Origin of the sequence: Parasphingorhabdus sp. (assembly GCF_036963705.1) — a bacterium.
GTDB lineage: Bacteria > Pseudomonadota > Alphaproteobacteria > Sphingomonadales > Sphingomonadaceae > Parasphingorhabdus.
This window is the reverse complement of record NZ_JBALUT010000059.1, coordinates 1-17354: the sequence shown is the minus strand read 5'-3', so window position 1 is coordinate 17354 and position 17354 is coordinate 1. Positions and strand designations below refer to the sequence as shown.

The window sequence follows — 17354 nt, the reverse complement described above, 5'->3', positions numbered from 1 at the left end:
CGACTATGCGCAGCAGCGCGAGACTTTCGGCAAGCCGATGATCAAGCATCAGGTGATCCGCCACAAGATCGCCGATATGTCGGCGCGGGTTGATCGGCTCGACGGCTGGCTCAACCAGATATGCTGGCTCGCCGATCAGGGCGAAATGCCGGTTGCGCAGATTTGCAAAGCCAAGTTCAGCGCCACCAAGGACCTCGAATTTTGCGCCAGCGAAGCGATGCAGATTCTCGGCGGGGCCGGCTATTTACGCGGCAATCCGGTCGAGCGTTTCTATCGCGAGGTCAAGGTCATGGCGATTGGCGGCGGTTCCGAAGAAATCATGCGCGATCTCGCCGTCCGCCAAATGGGCCTCTGATCGCGCTTGCCATTTTCGGTTAGCGGGCGATAAGCAGAGCCACTTGCAATCCTTCGTGCCGGGCCTGTCGAAGCACCGCGCCCGGCAACAGCCTATGGCTGATGGAATGAAATATGCCTGATTTAATAACCGCCGATAGCCAGCCAGAAAACGGTCCGATCCTGCTGCCAGCGGGTTCGGTGCTGTTCGGTCTGCTTACCTTCGCGATGATGGACGTCGCGATGAAGAGCCTGTCGATCGAGCTTGGTGCCTATAACGCGATCCTCTGGCGGGTGCTGCTCGCATTCGTGATCGTCTCGGTGGTGTTCTTCACCCGTCGCCCGAGAATGCCGGGCAAGGCAGCCCGCAAAGTCCATCTGCAGCGCGGCATCATCATCGTCTTCATGTCCTATCTGTTCTTCTGGGGCCTGGCGCGGGTGCCGCTGGCCGAAGCCATAGCGCTGTCCTTCATCGCACCGATTATCGCGCTCTATCTCGCCGCCGTGTTCCTCGGCGAGACCATCCACCGCAACGCCATCTACGCCTCGGCGCTGGGCTTTGCCGGGGTGCTGGTGATCGCGTGGGGCAGGGCTAGCGGTACGTTTGAAAAAGAGGCGCTGCTCGGCATTGGCGCCATTCTGGTGTCGGCGGTGCTTTATGCGGGCAATCTGGTAATCCAGCGACAGCAGGCGCTGCTCGCCGGCCCGATCGAGATCAGCTTTGCCCAAAATCTCGTCGTCGGTTCGGCCTTCCTTTTGCTCGCGCCGTTTTTTGCGGTTGTTCCGGACATGCAGTCGCTGCCCTATATCGGTGCCGCTGCCCTGTTGTCGATCATCTCGGCGGTGTTCATCGCCTGGGGCTACGCGCGGGCGGAAGCGCAGAATTTGATCAATCTCGAATATAGCGCTTTCATCTGGGCCGCGATCTTCGGCTGGCTGTTCTTCCGCGAACCGATCACGCTGACCACCGTTTCCGGCGCGGCGATGATCGTCATCGGTTGTATATTGGCCACCCGGCGCGACCGGAAAGTCGCGCATATCGAATCCACTGCGGTCTGATCGCGTGGTGCTGCGGATCGACAACCGGAAGGCGCGCTGGCTGTGGTTGCAGGCGCAGGGGCTGGCGGAGACGCCGACCGGGCCGCTGGACCTGCCGGAGATGATCCGCCGCCTCGGCTATGTCCAGCTCGACACCATCCAGAATGTCACCCGCGCTCATCATCACATATTGTGGAGCCGCAACCAGAATTACTGCGAACCGATGCTCGACAAGATGCTGGGCGAGGACAGGGCGGTGTTCGAGCATTTTACCCATGACGCCTCGGTCCTGCCGATAGAATTTTACCCGATGTGGCAACGCCAGTTCCGGCGGCTGGGCGACAAGGTCGCGCGCTATTCCTCTTTCAAAAAAGCGGCCGCGGAGATTGGCGGCGAGGAGATAAAGGCGCGGATCGCGGCGGAAGGGCCGCTGTCGACACAGGCCTTTGATACGAAGGTTACCGGCAAGAAACAGATGTGGGATCGTCCGCCGCACAAGAGGGTGATGGACCAGCTATGGTATGCGGGCGAACTGGCTACCTCCCACCGGCTCAATTTCACCAAATATTACGACCTCAGTGAGCGGGTGATCCCCCCGCATCATCGTGAAGCCACCCATGATGACGCAGGCCAGATCGACTGGCTGTGCCGCAATGCGCTCGACCGGCTGGCCTTCGGTTCGTTAGGCGAGATCCAGCGTTTCTGGGGTGCAGTGGATGCGAAGGAAACCCGCATCTGGGCGCAATCTGCAAGGGAAATGGTTGCGGTCGAGCTGGAGAATCACGAAGGGCAATGGATCAAGGCGCTCGCTCCATCCGATATCGAGCAAAGACTGGCCACCGCGCCCGAACCAAGCGCGCGGCTGCGCATCATCAATCCGTTTGACCCGGCCGTGCGCGACCGGAACCGGTTGTTGGCGCTGTTCGGCTTTCACTATCGCAACGAGATGTTCGTGCCCGCGGCGCAGCGTCTATGGGGCTATTATGTCTACCCGATACTCGAGCGGGACCGCTTTGTCGGCAGGATCGAAATCAAGGCCGATCGCACGGCTCGACAATTGCGGGTCACCCAATTCTGGCAGGAACCGGGAGCGCGCTGGTCAGCCGGTCGGAAAGCGAAGCTGGACGCCGAGCTGACGCGGCTGGCGCGACTGATCGGAGCCAGTGATATATTATGGGAATGTGATCGGGTATGAAGCGCAGGTCAGGCGTTATTTAACAATGCCGCGAAAGCGCAGTTCACCGGAAGCGCCGGGTGCAATTGGTGATGCCAGAACCCAACGGATATGGGTGACATCGGAGGCGATTGCCGCGCGAGTGGTCTGCACGGGTGCAGCTGTATCGGTGGTTCCTTCCGCCGTGGCAGCAACAGTCGGCGTTTCGGTGACGGTCAACTCGGACAATTTTCCGAAATTCTTGCCGCCATCGACCGAGACCAGAGCCCAGTCTTCGACAACTTCAATCAGGGCCACCGCAGCGTGGACCGGGTTGTTGACCACAAATCCCGTGACCGCGCTTTGGCCGGTGTTGCGATAGGCGTTGACGAACAATAATTTGTCGCCGGGAATGACCTTGACGGTCGCTGGATCGACCAGCTTCGTAACAGTCTTGCCCGAATCCGTGATTTCGGTCCGTTCAACCATAATCTTGCTGTCAATTTTTACATCAGCCCGCGGGTCGGTTGCGGCGGCCTGCACAGAGGCGGAAAGTGTCGTCGCATAAGCGACCTGGGACACTGACATTCCCGCCGTCAAAACACCGGCTACCATGGCTGCTTCGATCAAAATCATACGCATATTAGACATTTAAAACGATCCCGTTGAGCGATTGCGGACCAGTCAAAAACGACCGGTCTCTATTCCACTGAAAATATGGGCCTTGTTGGTTAATGAAAGATTAAAATCGAACATCAAAGTGCCGGTTTGCCAACGACAGGACCTAATATCCCATAAAAAGAAATGCTTGTCGGAAAGCCGTTCTTATTCGTTGGCGTCCCGATTCATCCCCGCTAAAGAGACAGCAATGGGTCTGACCGCATATCGTCGCTGCCTCGGCATGCTTGTTGTTCTGGTGATGGGTTCTCCCATCCGGCCGGTCTATGCCCAAGCCGCCGATCCGGTGACCTCCGCTCCGGATGATCAGGTGGAATTTGAAGAGCCGCTCGACCCGGATCAGCAGCTGACCGAATTTCCGGACTTCGGGGTCGAATGGCCTGATCTTGAGCAGGTGGCCGAACCGGTCTTCGAGGAAACCGAAGATGAGAGCGAGCCCGCGCTGGCCGAAAATGAAGAAGACGATGATCAGACAGTCCTGACCGCAGCAGAAGAATTGGCTGCGGATGTGCCGCTGAATGTTTATCGTCCGACGGATGCGCTGGCCGAGACCGCTTACCGGATCAGCTTCGAAGGCTTGCCCGAGACCATCGGCGAGGCATTTACGACCCGGTTCGATATATTGTCTGTACTCGAACAATATAGCGGCGAGGAAGCCAATTTCGCCCAGATCCGGCGGCGCGTGCAAAGCGACGAAGAGCTGGTCGAGCGTCTGCTGAGGATCGAAGGCTATTATGACGCGGTCGTACAAAGCCGCTTCGAGGCTGATGGCGCGGAACGGCTGGAGGTGATCATCAACGTTCAGGCGGGGCCGCGATATGAACTGGACGCGATTGCCTTGCCCGGTCTGGAAACCGCGGTTGCCCCCGATCCTGAGAAATTCCGGGAAAGCTTCGGCCTGGAGCCGGGCGCGGTCGTCAACAGCGACCGGATCATGGATGCCAAGGGGCGGCTTGATCTCGCTATGGCGGAAAATGGCTATCCGTTCGCAAAGACCGCGGAGCCGGAACTGGAAATCGACCATGCCTCACGGCTTGGCGATCTCGAAGTAAAGGTCACGCCAGGCGGCAAATATAATTTCGGCTCGATTGTCATGAGTCAGACCGATCTGTTCGGTCCCGATCATGTCCAGATGATTGCCCGGTTTGATCCGGGCGATGTCTATCAGGCTTCGGACATCGAGGATTTGCGGCGGGCGTTGATCGCAACCGGGCTGATCTCGACAGTCTCGATTGATCCGGTTGTCGGCGAAGACCCGGCGGCGGTGGACATCGCGGTCAATGTGACTCCGGCACCGCTGCGCACCATTGCTGGCGAGCTTGGCTATGGCACCGGGGAAGGCGCTCGCGCCGCTGTCAGCTGGGAGCATCGCAATTTCTTTCCGCCCGAAGGCCTGATCCGTTTCGCTGGCGTGCTTGGAACCCAGGAACAATCGGGCAGCATCGCCTATCGCCGCAGCAATTACCGGCGTCGTGACAATATATTGAACGGCCGTACGGCATTGAGCGTAGTCGATCGCCCGGCGTTCAAGGCCCAGACTTTCTCGGTGGCTGCGAATATCGAGCGGCTGAGCAATCTGATCTATCAGAAGCGCTGGAGCTGGTCGGCCGGAATCGAGTTGCTCGCATCGCGCGAAACCGATGTTACCGGACCTGCTGACGCCACCGGCCGGGATACATATTTCATCGGATCGCTGCCGGGGCTGGTTACCTTTGACGCCAGCGACGACCTGCTCGATCCGACCAGCGGCTTTCGTCTGTCCGCGCGCGTCGCTCCCGAAGCATCGTTACAGAATGGCAGCTTTTTCTATGTCCGCAGCCAGCTGGACGGCAGCGCCTATTTCCCTGTGTCAGATACGATAGTGCTCGCCGGCCGCGCGCGGGTCGGCTCGATTGTCGGCGCGGGTAACAACCGCATCGCCCCTTCGCGTCGGCTCTACTCCGGCGGCGGCGGTTCGGTTCGCGGCTATGGCTATCAGAGCATCGGACCGCGCGATGCAAATAATGATCCGGTCGGAGGCCGTTCGCTGGTCGAATTTTCGCTCGAAGCACGCGTGCGCACTGGTTTCTTCGGCGGCAATCTCGGCATCGTTCCCTTTATCGACGCGGGTAATGTCTACACCAGCAGTACTCCGGATGTTTCCGGCATGCGCTACGGCGCCGGCCTCGGCGTCCGCTATTATAGCGATTTCGGACCAATCCGGATCGACGTCGGTACGCCGATCAATCCCCAGCCGGGAGATTCTCCGGTCGCGGTCTACGTCTCGCTCGGGCAGGCTTTCTAGATGGTCGAGAGCCCTGACAAGCCTCGCTCCAAATTGATGACCTGGCGCTGGCCAATGCGCAGTCTGGTCGCGCTGGCGGTGCTCTTCGCTCTGGGTCTGATCGGGGCCGCAATCTGGCTGGATAGCGATTCCGGCCATCGCTATATCATCGAACAAATCGAGGCGCAGGCTCCGGAAAATGGCTTGCGCATCCGCATCGATGATATCGACGGATCAATCTATGCCGGTGCGCAAGTGCAGGGGCTCGCGCTTGATGACCCCAAGGGGCAGTTCTTCAAAGCCGGTACCGTGGCGGTCGAGTGGAACCCGCTCGCATGGATATTCAACGAACTCAATATTTCCGAAGCGGTAATCAGCAAGGCACGTCTGGATCGTTTGCCGGAATTGATCGATAGCGGGGAAGACAAGCCGCTGCTGCCCGATTTTGACATATTCATTGGTGCTTTTCGAGCGGATAATCTGGAGCTCGGGCCAGCGATCACAGGTTCCAGCCAATTTGCCGACCTGTCCGGTTCAGCCGACATCAGGGCCGGTCGTGCGATGGTGATGCTGGATGCAGCAACGACCCGAAGCGGCGACAAGATATTGCTCGCCCTGAATGCCGAACCGGATCGCCAGAAGCTGGATATCGATGCCGAGATTACCGCGCCTGCCGGTGGCGTGCTCGCCGGTATGTTGGGGCTGGAGCAGGATCTGGCCGTTACCCTGAAAGGGGATGGTAGCTGGCGCAAATGGAATGGCGAGTTGAATGCATTGAGCAACGGCGAGCCAATGGCTCAGGTCACTCTGGAGGCGAAGGAAGGTCAGTTCGCTTATGATGGCAGGCTGACCGCATCGGTGCTGCCAGCCGGGGTAGCGCAGAAACTGGCGGCGCCCAATCTGGCGATCAAGGGAACCGCAAGTGTTGATAAACGTCTGGTCACGCTCGACCTCGATGCCCGTTCCGCCGCTTTATCCTTCACCGCCAAGGGCGGGATCGATCTCGGGCGCAACAGCCTCGACGCGATGCGGCTGGAGACCAGGCTGATCGATCCATCCGCGCTGGCTGCCAATTTGAAGGCGCAGGATCTCGAGCTGAAGGCATTGCTCAACGGCAAATTCTCGGAACTGCGCTATCAATATCTGCTGACCGCGCCGCAACTGGCTTTCGGCAAGAGCCTGCTGACCAATGTCCGAGGCGAGGGCGAAGGACAGCGCGATGCCAGCGGCTGGAGCATTCCGGTGGAACTGTCTGTCGGCAAGCTGATCGGCAACGGCGAATTGCTTCAGCAATTGCTCTCCGGCTTCAGTGCCAACGCCTTGCTGCGCTACGAAAATGACCTGTTATTTGCCGAGCGCGCGCGGGTGGCGACCAATGTTGCAAAAGGCATGCTGGATCTGGAACTGCGTCCTTCGACCGGCGATTTTGCCGTCAATATAGATGCCAATGCGCCGGGCTTTGCCGTGCAGGGAGTTGGCATCGCCGATATCATCGCCCGCATCAATCTCGGCCCCGCGTCGTCCGGGCTCTCGGTTGACGGTCAGGTCAACGCCAAGCTGCGGCGCTTCGATATTGGATTTCTGCGCGAGCTCGCTGGAGGGCTGCCGGAACTGCAAACCGGTCTGGCGCTTGGACCGGACGGGTTGTTGCGGTTCACCGACCTAGTGGTCAAGGCTCCCAAAGTCTCGTTCAGGGGTTCTGGCAAACAGACCGGTGCAGCGACTTTTGCGTTTCAGGGATCCGGCCGGCAAGAGGCATATGGCCGCTTCGACCTCAAACTCGACGGAGCGCTGGACCGGCCCAAAGTCGCATTGCTGTTCGACAGTCCGCTGCCTGCGCTCGGTCTGTCTGCGGTCAGCCTGCAACTCACCCCGGCCGCCGCTGGCTTTGCCTATGTCGCGTCCGGCGGGTCGACATTGGGGCCGTTCAGCAGCGATGGCATGATCGTGACCACCGTGGGTCAGGATACAGCGGTCCGGGTCGATCGCCTGCTGGTGTCCGACACGCTGGCGACCGGAACGATCAGGCCGACCGCTCAGGGTCTGGCCGGGAGGCTCGTGATCAGCGGCGGCGGTGTCAACGGCGACGTGGTCTTCCGTCCGGGCAGTGACCGGCAATTGATCCGCGCCAATCTCAAGGCCGAAAATGCCCGCTTCGATGGCAATCCTCCTATATTCATCCGCACTGGCGTGCTTGATGCCGATATCGTCCTGATCGACGGCAAGTCGAATATCGACGCCACCCTGCGCGCGCAGGGGATCAGCCGCGGCGAACTGATAATCGGTCGCATCGCCGCCAATGCAAAGCTGACCAACGGCACTGGCACCGCGACATTCACCGTGGCCGGGACCCGCGGCAGCACGTTTGAATTTCAGGCCAAAGCCGACATCAGTCCCGATCTCTATCAACTGACGGGCAGCGGCCAGTTCGAGGGCCGTGTCCTGCGTTTGACACGGAAGCTGGAACTCCGGCGGTCGGGTGACGGCTGGACAATGGCTCCAACCACGATCAGCTATGGCAGTGGCAGCGCCCGGATGACCGGACGATGGGGGACGGGCAATTCGAATCTGGTGTTGGCCCTGACCAAAATGCCCTTGTCTCTGGTCGATATTGCGTATCCCGATCTCGGGCTGGGCGGCACCGTCAACGGTACGGTCAAACTGACCCAGTCGCGTTCTCAGGTACCGGTCGGCGAAGCCAAGCTGACGGTGAAGGGCCTGACCCGGTCCGGCCTGATCCTGACCTCCGCTCCGGTCGACCTCGGCCTCAATATCGCCATTTCCCAGCGCAATGCAGCCGCACGGGGGATCATCAAATCCCCTGAAGGAAAAACAATCGGCCGCTTCCAGGGACGGGTGACCGGTCTCGGCGGAGGACGCTGGCAGGACGAACTGATGCGCAAGCCGCTCTTTGCGCAGGCACGGTTCAGCGGCGGCGCGGAAAGCCTCTGGCGCCTGACCGGTGTCGAAACCTTTGACCTGACCGGACCGGTGGCGGCGAGCGCGGATGTCAGCGGGAGCCTCGCCAACCCGCAGATCGAGGGTCTCGTCCGCACGAGCAACGCACGGCTGGAAAGCCCGCTGACCGGCACGGTGGTCTCCAATATCAAGACCGTGGGCAGGTTTGACGGCTCGCGGCTGGTATTGCCGAAATTGACCGGTGTCACCGCCGGTGGCGGAACGGTCAGCGGCAGCGGCAGTTTCAACTTTGCCGTCGAACCCGGCGAAGGCATTGGCATCGTGATGGACGTCAATGCCCAGCAAGCGGCGCTGATCGCGCGCGATGATTTCGCTGCCACGGTCACCGGCCCGATCAAGATACGCAGCTCGCCGGAAGGCGGACTGATTTCTGGCGATGTCATTCTCAACCGCAGCTTCTTCCGCTTTGGTCAGGCCAGTGCGACCGCCAGTCTGCCCGACATCAAGACCCGCGAGATCAATCGGCGGGCCGACGAACGACCGGTACAGGTTCGCAGCAGGCCATGGCGTTTTGCCCTGTCTGCAGACGCCCCCAACCGGTTGCGGGTCGAAGGGCTCGGACTGGACAGCGAGTGGCGCGCCAATCTCAAAATCACGGGGCCGGTGGATAATTTCATCATGGTCGGCGATGCCAATCTGGTGCGTGGCAATTATACTTTCGCCGGTCGTCGCTTCCGGCTCGAGCGGGGACGGATCCGCTTTGTCGGCAACCAGCCGGTCAATCCGATACTGGATATCGAGGCCGAGGCCAATCTGACGGGGCTGAACGCCACGATCAATGTCACCGGCACCGGAAACCAGCCCGAAATCGCCTTTACCAGCATTCCGGCTTTGCCTCAGGACGAGCTGCTGTCGCGGGTCTTGTTCGGTGCATCGATTGCCAATCTGTCCGCACCCGAGGCGGTCCAGCTTGCGGCTGCGGTGGCCTCGCTCAACAGCGGTGGCGGCCTCGATCCGATCAACCAGTTGCGCAAGGCGGTCGGTCTGGATCGTTTGCGGATATTGCCCTCCGATACCGACACCGGTTCGGGGACCTCGATTGCTGCCGGAAAATATATCACCCGCCGCGTCTATGTCGAACTGATCACCGACGGCAAAGGCTATAGCGCCACCCAGCTGGAATTCCAGATCACCCGCTGGCTGTCGATCCTGTCGACCATCTCGACCCTGGGGCGCCAGAGCGCCAACGTGCGGATCAGTAAGGATTATTAGCGGGCGTTGAAGCTCACATCGCCATCAGGAAATCGGACCCTCCGGCGGCCCAGTTGATTGCGGTCTCCGGATCGACCGCATCCATATTGTCTTCGGCATAGACCGCGTGAAGCGCGCGGGCGATGCGATAATCCTCGATATAGTCGATATCGACTCCCGCCAGCTTGGACAAAGATTGCAGCACCGGATTGTCGCCGACGAAATATTCGCGCGCCAAAATCTGCTGGCGCGGGGCCATGTAGAGGCTGTTTGTGACCTTGAACCAGTCTGGCAGGTCCTGCGAGATCGTGTGGTTGCGGGTTGCTTCGTAATTGAGCGCACCCTCGCGCGACCAGTAATAATCCTTGCTCAGGTTGACCCCGAGCAGGGAGTCATGGTCGCCGCAGATCACCTCGTCATGATAGGTGCGAAATGCATCACAATATTCCTGCGGCGCCATCAGCGGGCAGACCACGGTCGACCAGGCGATATGGGTGTGGGGAATGTCCCGGACGATGCCGGTGATCACGTCGCGAAACGGCGCGATATGGTCGATGGCAAGATGACGGGGGCGGTGATGGCGGGACACGCCGAAACGGTCGCCGAGTTCCAGAAAGGCCTCGTCTTCGCTCGAAATATAGATGCGCCGCGGGTCGATCACCTTGGTCAGCTGGGCCAGCTTCCATTCGATCAATGTTTCCTGATCGCCGAACGGCAGCAGGCATTTTTCCGAAATGCGCGAACTGCCGCGCCGGACCGGGATTATTACTGCCAGATCATACATGGAGGATTTCCTTTGTTTGGGGATTTACCATCAGGCCGCCTGCCCGATCACTTGCGTCAGATATTGGGATTGATAGCGCGCCATGGCCTGATCCCAGCGCGCGGGCTGGACGGCATCGGTCATGCGGGAAATGAGGTCATCGGCGGTGAGCGCCGGATCGGCCGGATCAAAGATATTATTGGCCAGATGAAAGGCGAACCAGCGCTTTGCCATCATCGGATCAGCGGGTGTCGCGGACCGGTTGCCGACAGCGGCTAGAAATGCGGGAAGTTCGGAATATGCCTGAACCCAGTCGCCGGTGGCGAAATCCGACAATCGCATCATCGGCGTGCCAAAGGCGGCGCAGGCCGACCAGCTTTTGGAATTGCCGACGATCATCCCGTCACTGTGCTTGGTCAGAGCCAGAGTAGCCTGTCCGGCAATCTCCGTGCCGCCGATCATCATGACCTTGCCTTCCAGCGACGCCAGAGCGGCTTCGAGGGGCCTGTTGTCACCATATAATTCGTTGAGCGGATGATTGGTCACCGCGAGGATCATATCGTCGCCCAGCATCGGCGCGATCGCAGCGATCATCGCGACATTGTCGGCATAGCGGTGGTGCTGGCCAAAGAAATTCTCCTGCTGCTCATATTCCAGCGGCAGGCCGATGATGATCTTGTCGTTCGGCAGTCCGGTCATCGTCAGAAATTCTGCACGATTGGGCAAGACCTTTTCCTGTATCATCTGCGACCATATCGGGTCGGCCTGCCGGTCCAGCTGTGCGTATTGCTCCGGGGACAGTTCGGGCATCAGACCATGGTCAAAGAGGCAAGGCGACAGGGTGATCCAGCTGGTTCCGGTCCGCACCGGCGGGGCAGCGCCCTCCATGATATAGCGGACGATCCCGGGAAAACGCGCAGGCGTGGCAATATCGGCGCTGCGGCACAGGACCAGATCGGGGTTGATGTCGTGAACCAGCGCGATCAGATCGTCTTCATCGCTGGCATCGCTGCGCAGCCGGCGATGGTCCGGACCGTCGAGTATATACCAGAAGACATGGTCGAGCTCGGCAATCAGATCGATATGCTCTTCGCCGAGACCGGTGTTGCACCAGAGGGGCGGCACCAGCACATGGACCTCATGATCTTTAGCCATCACACGGATCAGGTGAACGACAATATTGGTGAACCACCAGGGCGTCATAACGGGCAGGTAGAATAAAATCCGCTTCCGTTCTTGCGCCATTGCATACTCTTCAAATCATTGCCGGGGACGACAATTATAAAGGAACATGGTTAATAAATGGCTAAGCTAAAGTCGTTTTGAAGGGGCTCGCGATCCTGTCAGGATGAAGGTGTCGCAGCGCAAAAGCGGACGCCGCACGGGGGAAGAGGTTCCTTCCCGCTGAGTAGATATTAGGCATACTATTCATCCTGTATTCGTGTTGCCACCGCTCCCGCCAAGATATGTCTTGTTCATCGCCCCGATCGAGGGCAGGTTGGCACAAGATTACCATTCCGGCGGATGCCGGATGATCAGGGGCATCCAGCAGCTGCTTTCGCTTTCAAGTTGGAGTCACCGACAGGGAGAGAGAGATTGACTGAAGCCACCATGGCACCTTCATCCATTCGCAAACCGTCGCTTTGGACAAAACTGGCATATGGCTTCGGCACGGTGGCTTATGGCACCAAGGACGCCGGCCTCAAATATTTCCTCTTGTTATTCTATTCGCAGGTCGTGGGAATGGACCCCCGTCTGGTCAGCCTCGCCATATTGATCGCACTGATCTTTGACGCGATCAGCGACCCGATCGTCGGTTACTGGTCAGACAATTTCCGGTCCAAATGGGGGCGAAGACACCCGTTCATGTATGCCGCCGCCATCCCGGTCGCGGTTAGCTATTATTTTATCTGGACGCCACCCGAGGGTTGGAGTGACCAGGCATTGTTCGGATATATCCTGGTACTGGCAGTCACGATCCGCACTTTCATCACTTGCTACGAGACGCCCAGTACCGCGTTGGCACCGGAACTGACCGATGATTATGACGAACGCAGCAGCATTTTGAGCTTTCGCGGTTTCTTTGGCTGGGTCGGCGGCAATGCCATGACGGTTATCGCTTTCACGGTCATTTTCCCGGCCTTTGTCACTGTTGCAATTCCCGACGGGCAGTTCAATCCGGATGCTTATGCTTTTTATGGTCTGATGGGGTCCGTGGCAATTTTCTGCGCGATCATGATTTCGGCTTTGGGTACGCATCACTATATTCCCAAACTGAGGCAAGCGCCGCCAAAGCGGGACATGACGCTCAAGATGATCTTTAAAGAGATTTATCAAACCGTCGCCAGCGGTTCCTTTTTCGCTCTTTTCTCTGCCTCTCTCATAGCCTTTACCGCCAGTGGTTTCGCTGCAGGTTTATCATTCTATTTCTCCATCTATTTTTGGGGATTTACCTCCGCTCAAATTGGTCTGATCACCTTTGGGGTGTTCTTGTCGGCAATCATCGGAGGGACGCTGGCGCCATTTGTGACACGAAAACTGGGCAAGAAACGCGGGGCTCTTACCGTTGGTCTCGTTGCCTTTATCGGATTGCCGCTACCGATATTCCTGCGACTGATTGACGTATTGCCGGAAAATGGGTCTCCAGAGATTTTCTGGATAATCGCGATCGCCAATACGCTCGATGTCGGCCTGGTCATTTGTTACCAGATACTCGCCATGTCGATGATGGCCGACCTGGTAGAACAAGGCGAGGCAAAAACCGGCAACCGTTCGGAAGGGCTGTTCTTTTCGGCCTACACGTTCATGCGCAAATTCGGGGAAGGCTTTGGCGTCGTCATTGCAGGATTTGTTCTGTCCGCAGTCGGTGTGGCGGCCGGGGCCACGCAGGGTCAGCTGTCGGACGACACGTTGTGGAATTTGGGAGCGGTCTATGTCCCGGTCATATTGGGGCTTTTTATAACGGTTCTGGTGATCATCAGCTTTTACAAGGTTGACCGGGCCAAGCATGAGGAGACGGTGAAGGATCTGGCCGCCCGCAAAGCTGCGTCATCATAGATCGGTGGAAACAGTAACGTTCTGACTTCCGCGTCCGGGCCTTTATGAAACCGGTCCAGATCCACGCCGCACCCGGCATCCGGAAACCATCGACAAAAAAGCCCGGAGCAATCGCTTGCCCCGGGCTTGTCATTACATATTCGCTTGATGAACTGGTCGCCGGGACGACTGAACTCTCCCGATACACCCGGTCGCTGGCCTGCTCCAATGGCTATGGCGGTTCAACCACCATATTGCCAACGGCGACAACCATTGCGTTCACACCCAAGACCGGCGACGTCATCACCTGTGTCCTGACCTATACGAGGACCGCGGCCAACGCCAAACTGGTCATTGTCAAACAATCGACGATATTATCCGATTCCGTCAATCTCGGCACCAATCCCAAAGCCATTCCGGGGGCGATTACCCGATATGCCATCAGCGTCACCAACACGGGCGACTTTCCGGTCGATGCAAGCAGCATCAGGATCAGCGATTTTCTGCCGCCAAACGCCACTTATAATGCGGCCTCTCCGGTGACATTCGCCAACGGACCAACGCCGAGCGGTTTGTCGGCTTTCAATCCCGCGACCATGGTAAAATTCTCCAATCAGCCCGGCGGTGTTGCGCCATATAATTACCCGCCCAATACAGCCGGTTTCGACGCCGCAGTGAGCGGGCTTCTGATCAGTCCTGCCGGTACGATGTCGGCGGCGACCGGAACAGCCAAACCCAGCTTCACCGTTACTTTCCAAGCGCGCGTAGATTAGCTTTTTGGCGAAAAGCCGGTGCGTGAACCAGGGCGGTAAAAAGGTGACCGCGACAACGATCCGCGCCACCAGCAAAAAATCCCTACAATATTAATGCTTTACAAGTCACGGTGAGACTGTTGATAAGGAGGACGCGCTCCTGCAGCTCATGGCGGAGTGTATTCTCCCATTTTCTCAGGTTCCAGAAAAATGACTGCCATGTCCGGGCTGGTATTTGCAAGAACGAAAATGCGGGCTGGGGGAATATGATGATATCAATGGCACAGCATAGGCTGGGGCGTCCGGAATATTTATCCAGCGGATTCCAGATACATTCCCCGAAAAGATTTCTATCCGGATCAGACGGAATCAATTTTGACCCTTCTGCCATGTCGAGCAATTGTTACGACACGGCCAAATTCGACAAACGCGGATACGGATGACCGGCGCAAGTCGCGGGCTGCCAGTTGCGTGAAAGCATGCCCGTCGACACCATCACTGTTCAGCGCAACCGTCTGTTTAAGGATAAATTATGCGCGTTCAAACCAAGATGAAAATCACCAAGCTGCCGGTTCTGGCCCTGGCATTGGGTATGGCCGCCATTCCCGGCCTGGCCCATGCGCAAGCGGAAGAGATTGATGCCGGCATCGAAAGCCCCGGCAACCAGGTTTTCCTGGTCCGGAATGACCGCGGTGTCATGCAATATGACACAAGGACAACCAATCCCGGTAACGGCCCCAATGATCTGAGCCGGACAAATCTCGGCCCCTATATGTCGCAGCTGACCGCTTCATTCAGCTATGGCGGTGTGAAATATCTCTTTCTGAGAACCGGACAATATGTCGGGCTCGACGCGAATAACGAGGCCGTTGTCCAGCAACTGAGCTATATTGATAACAACAATTGGCCGGGCTTGGCTCCCTATCGCAACAAGATCGATGCAGCGCTCCGGTTCAAGGGAAATTCGATATTATTCTTCCTGAATGACGGACAATATATCGAATATGACATGGCGCAAAGGAACATCTCATTCGGTCCGATCGCGATGAACGCGATCACCTTGCCCAGTCTGCAAAATGTTGCCGGCGATATCACCGGCGCGGCACGTTGGGACAATAATCGCGCGGTCATATTTCTGAAGGGCCAGAGGCATATGTGGTTCAATTTCCGCGGCGTGAATGCCAGCGGATCACCGACACCCAACGCAGGAAGTCAATTTGCCCAACCCCGCTCCAATGCAGGCGCCTATCAAAGACCCGGCGGCGGACAGTATCAGGCACCACCCTTGCAACAATATCAGCCACAACAGCCGCAATGGCAGCCGCCGCAAGGGCAACGACCCCAGTGGCAGCAGCCGCAAGCGCCGCAGCCGCAATGGCAGCAGCCACAGCAGCCGCAATGGCAGCAGCCACAATGGCAGCAGCCACAGCAGCCGCAATGGCAGCAACAGCAACCGCCGATCAACATGGTCGGCACCATCAGCAACCTGAACAATAAACTGAATTATACTGCCGATACCCTGACATTGGCGATGAGCCCTGACAACCGGCGGATTGCCACCGGTGGCTGGGACAATAATCTGTCGATATGGGACGCGTCGGGTCAGAATCTGGTGCCAGGGGTGGCGATTCCGCTGCAGGGCAGGGGTGACATATTGCTCGACACGGACTTTAGTCCCAACGGTCAGCGCATTGTCTCGGGCAGCCGCCAAAGCGGCAATGTGCAGCAAGCGACGGTCAATGTCTGGGACGTATCGACGGGCGCTCAGGCCCTGGTTCTGCAAAACCCGCCGTCTGCACTTTGCGATTCCGTGGCTTATGATCAGCAAGGTTCGCGGATCGCGGCAGCGTGTTTCAACCAAACGACTTCGGCCAGCACTATGCAGGTCTGGGACGCCAATAGCGGCGCGCAATTGTTAATCATCAACGGGGTGAACAGTTCTGTAGCATTTAGTCCGGACGGTAGGTTCGTGGCGGGCGTAAACGGCGCGACACAGGAAGTGACAACATATAATATCCTCAATGGCCAACGGGTTCAGACCATTCAGGGCAATATTGTAGGCGGTATCAACGATGTCGTTTTCACCCCTGACAGTGCCTATATCGTCACCGGCAATGTGGAAGGGACGGTCAGCGTCTGGAACCTCGCCACAACGCAGCAAGTCTCCAAATTTGCCGGTCACACCAGCGCCGTCAACGCTATCGCGATCAACAAGGACATCTCCCGCATTGTCAGCGCGCATGATGATGGTGCGATAATTTTGTGGGACGGCACCACGGGCAATGCATTATCGTCTTTTCAAGCGTCGAAACCGCTCCGCTCTGTCCTGTTCAACGCGGATGAAACCGTCGTTCTGGCGGGTGGAGACGACAATATCATTCACGTTTTCACTGACTGAGCCATTGCCGACGCGTCACGAAATACTGCTAGTCGATCGAATGTCTCTCTTGAAGGAATAATATATGCGTAATCTATCTGGACTATTTGCGGCAACGCTGGCCACTCTGGCACTGACCGCAAGCCCAGTCCTGGCACAACAAACGCTACCAGACCAGGCCAGCGACCAGGCGGCGCTAGACCGATTTCGAGCTGCTGTGAACGCTGTCGAGTCAGGCCTGCCTTCCTCGCCATATGATGTCGCGCAAGCCGGTTCGGAATGTTCCGCAGCGATCGATGCCCTGACACGGGCATTGCCGGCAACCATAACATCATCCATCCGCTGTGATGTCGACGATACTGGGGGAATTATCCTGCTCGGCGGTGCCGGTTTGCGCTAATATTGCCCCCTATCGACCGAACACAAAAAAGCCCGGAGCAATCGCTTGCCCCGGGCTTGTCATTTTCAAGTCTGATCCGAAGGATCAGCTCGAATAATACATTTCATATTCAACCGGGCTCGGGGTGGTTTCGAGACGGCTGACTTCTTCCCATTTCAATGCGGCATAGGCATCGATCTGGTCTTTCGAGAACACGTCGCCCTTGAGCAGGAACTCGTGATCGGCTTCGAGAGCTTCGAGAGCTTCGCGGAGCGAGCCACATACGGTCGGCACTTCGGCCAGCTCTGCCGGTGGCAGGTCGTAGAGATTCTTGTCCATGGCTTCGCCCGGGTGGATCTTGTTCTCGATCCCGTCGAGGCCCGCCATCAGCAAGGCAGCTGCCGAGAGATAG

At 58.1% G+C, this 17354-nt stretch carries 12 protein-coding genes and 1 pseudogene; 9 read left to right on the top strand and 4 right to left on the bottom strand.

Annotated elements, in window-relative coordinates:
* The 3 genes from V7680_RS12185 to V7680_RS12175 all read left to right on the top strand — a co-directional run.
* On the top strand, positions 1–355 hold a 355-nt coding region (locus V7680_RS12185; protein WP_335653549.1), incomplete at its 5' end, for an acyl-CoA dehydrogenase family protein.
* 113 nt (positions 356–468) lie between these two features.
* Entirely contained in the window at positions 469–1392 is a 924-nt protein-coding gene (locus V7680_RS12180) for a DMT family transporter (RefSeq protein ID WP_335653548.1), read from the top strand.
* A 4-nt stretch (positions 1393–1396) separates the two neighbouring features.
* The gene (locus V7680_RS12175) at positions 1397–2566 is read left to right on the top strand and encodes a winged helix-turn-helix domain-containing protein (protein ID WP_335653547.1); all 1170 of its coding nucleotides are present in this window, start codon (positions 1397–1399) and stop codon (positions 2564–2566) included.
* 15 nt (positions 2567–2581) lie between these two features.
* Here V7680_RS12175 and V7680_RS12170 read toward each other — a convergent pair whose 3' ends face one another.
* Positions 2582–3175: a hypothetical protein gene (locus tag V7680_RS12170; protein WP_335653546.1), complete on the bottom strand. Its 594-nt coding sequence runs from the start codon at positions 3173–3175 to the stop codon at positions 2582–2584.
* A gap of 217 nt (positions 3176–3392) precedes the next feature.
* Between V7680_RS12170 and V7680_RS12165 the strand changes: the two genes are divergently transcribed.
* Complete coding sequence (locus V7680_RS12165; protein ID WP_335653545.1) at positions 3393–5486, top strand: autotransporter assembly complex protein TamA; 2094 nt, start codon at positions 3393–3395, stop codon at positions 5484–5486.
* Complete coding sequence (locus V7680_RS12160) at positions 5487–9656, top strand: translocation/assembly module TamB domain-containing protein (RefSeq protein ID WP_335653544.1); 4170 nt, start codon at positions 5487–5489, stop codon at positions 9654–9656. It abuts the gene before it with no gap.
* A 13-nt stretch (positions 9657–9669) separates the two neighbouring features.
* Here V7680_RS12160 and V7680_RS12155 read toward each other — a convergent pair whose 3' ends face one another.
* Together V7680_RS12155 and V7680_RS12150 are read right to left on the bottom strand one after the other, a co-directional pair.
* Positions 9670–10419, bottom strand: a complete 750-nt coding sequence (locus tag V7680_RS12155) for an acylneuraminate cytidylyltransferase family protein (protein WP_335653543.1) — start codon at positions 10417–10419, stop codon at positions 9670–9672.
* A 30-nt stretch (positions 10420–10449) separates the two neighbouring features.
* A complete protein-coding gene (locus V7680_RS12150; RefSeq protein ID WP_335653542.1) occupies positions 10450–11643 on the bottom strand; it encodes a hypothetical protein in 1194 nt (397 codons plus the stop codon).
* Between the two features lie 351 nt (positions 11644–11994).
* Here V7680_RS12150 and V7680_RS12145 point away from each other — a divergent pair, with 351 nt between their 5' ends.
* From V7680_RS12145 to V7680_RS12130, 4 genes are all read left to right on the top strand, one after another.
* Positions 11995–13455: an MFS transporter gene (locus V7680_RS12145; protein WP_335653541.1), complete on the top strand. Its 1461-nt coding sequence runs from the start codon at positions 11995–11997 to the stop codon at positions 13453–13455.
* A 44-nt stretch (positions 13456–13499) separates the two neighbouring features.
* Positions 13500–14207, top strand: a complete 708-nt coding sequence (locus V7680_RS12140) for a hypothetical protein (RefSeq protein ID WP_335653540.1) — start codon at positions 13500–13502, stop codon at positions 14205–14207.
* A gap of 511 nt (positions 14208–14718) precedes the next feature.
* The gene (locus V7680_RS12135) at positions 14719–16584 is read left to right on the top strand and encodes a WD40 repeat domain-containing protein (RefSeq protein ID WP_335653539.1); all 1866 of its coding nucleotides are present in this window, start codon (positions 14719–14721) and stop codon (positions 16582–16584) included.
* A 64-nt stretch (positions 16585–16648) separates the two neighbouring features.
* Positions 16649–16963 (top strand): hypothetical protein, encoded by a 315-nt coding sequence (locus V7680_RS12130; protein WP_335653538.1) that lies wholly within the window; start codon positions 16649–16651, stop codon positions 16961–16963.
* 84 nt (positions 16964–17047) lie between these two features.
* On the opposite strand, the pseudogene glnA reads toward V7680_RS12130, so the two are convergent.
* A pseudogene (gene glnA, locus V7680_RS12125) lies at positions 17048–17354 on the bottom strand (glutamine synthetase); the annotation flags it as partial.

What these genes read in the sequence shown, in the direction of transcription:
- V7680_RS12180 (WP_335653548.1), top strand. Translation starts at nt 469, where the DNA reads ATGCCTGATTTAATAACCGCCGATAGCCAGCCAGAAAACGGTCCGATC.
- V7680_RS12170 (WP_335653546.1), bottom strand. Translation starts at nt 3,175, where the DNA reads ATGTCTAATATGCGTATGATTTTGATCGAAGCAGCCATGGTAGCCGGT.
- V7680_RS12165 (WP_335653545.1), top strand. Translation starts at nt 3,393, where the DNA reads ATGGGTCTGACCGCATATCGTCGCTGCCTCGGCATGCTTGTTGTTCTG.
- V7680_RS12160 (WP_335653544.1), top strand. Translation starts at nt 5,487, where the DNA reads ATGGTCGAGAGCCCTGACAAGCCTCGCTCCAAATTGATGACCTGGCGC.
- V7680_RS12155 (WP_335653543.1), bottom strand. Translation starts at nt 10,419, where the DNA reads ATGTATGATCTGGCAGTAATAATCCCGGTCCGGCGCGGCAGTTCGCGC.
- V7680_RS12150 (WP_335653542.1), bottom strand. Translation starts at nt 11,643, where the DNA reads ATGGCGCAAGAACGGAAGCGGATTTTATTCTACCTGCCCGTTATGACG.
- V7680_RS12140 (WP_335653540.1), top strand. Translation starts at nt 13,500, where the DNA reads ATGAAACCGGTCCAGATCCACGCCGCACCCGGCATCCGGAAACCATCG.
- V7680_RS12135 (WP_335653539.1), top strand. Translation starts at nt 14,719, where the DNA reads ATGCGCGTTCAAACCAAGATGAAAATCACCAAGCTGCCGGTTCTGGCC.
- V7680_RS12130 (WP_335653538.1), top strand. Translation starts at nt 16,649, where the DNA reads ATGCGTAATCTATCTGGACTATTTGCGGCAACGCTGGCCACTCTGGCA.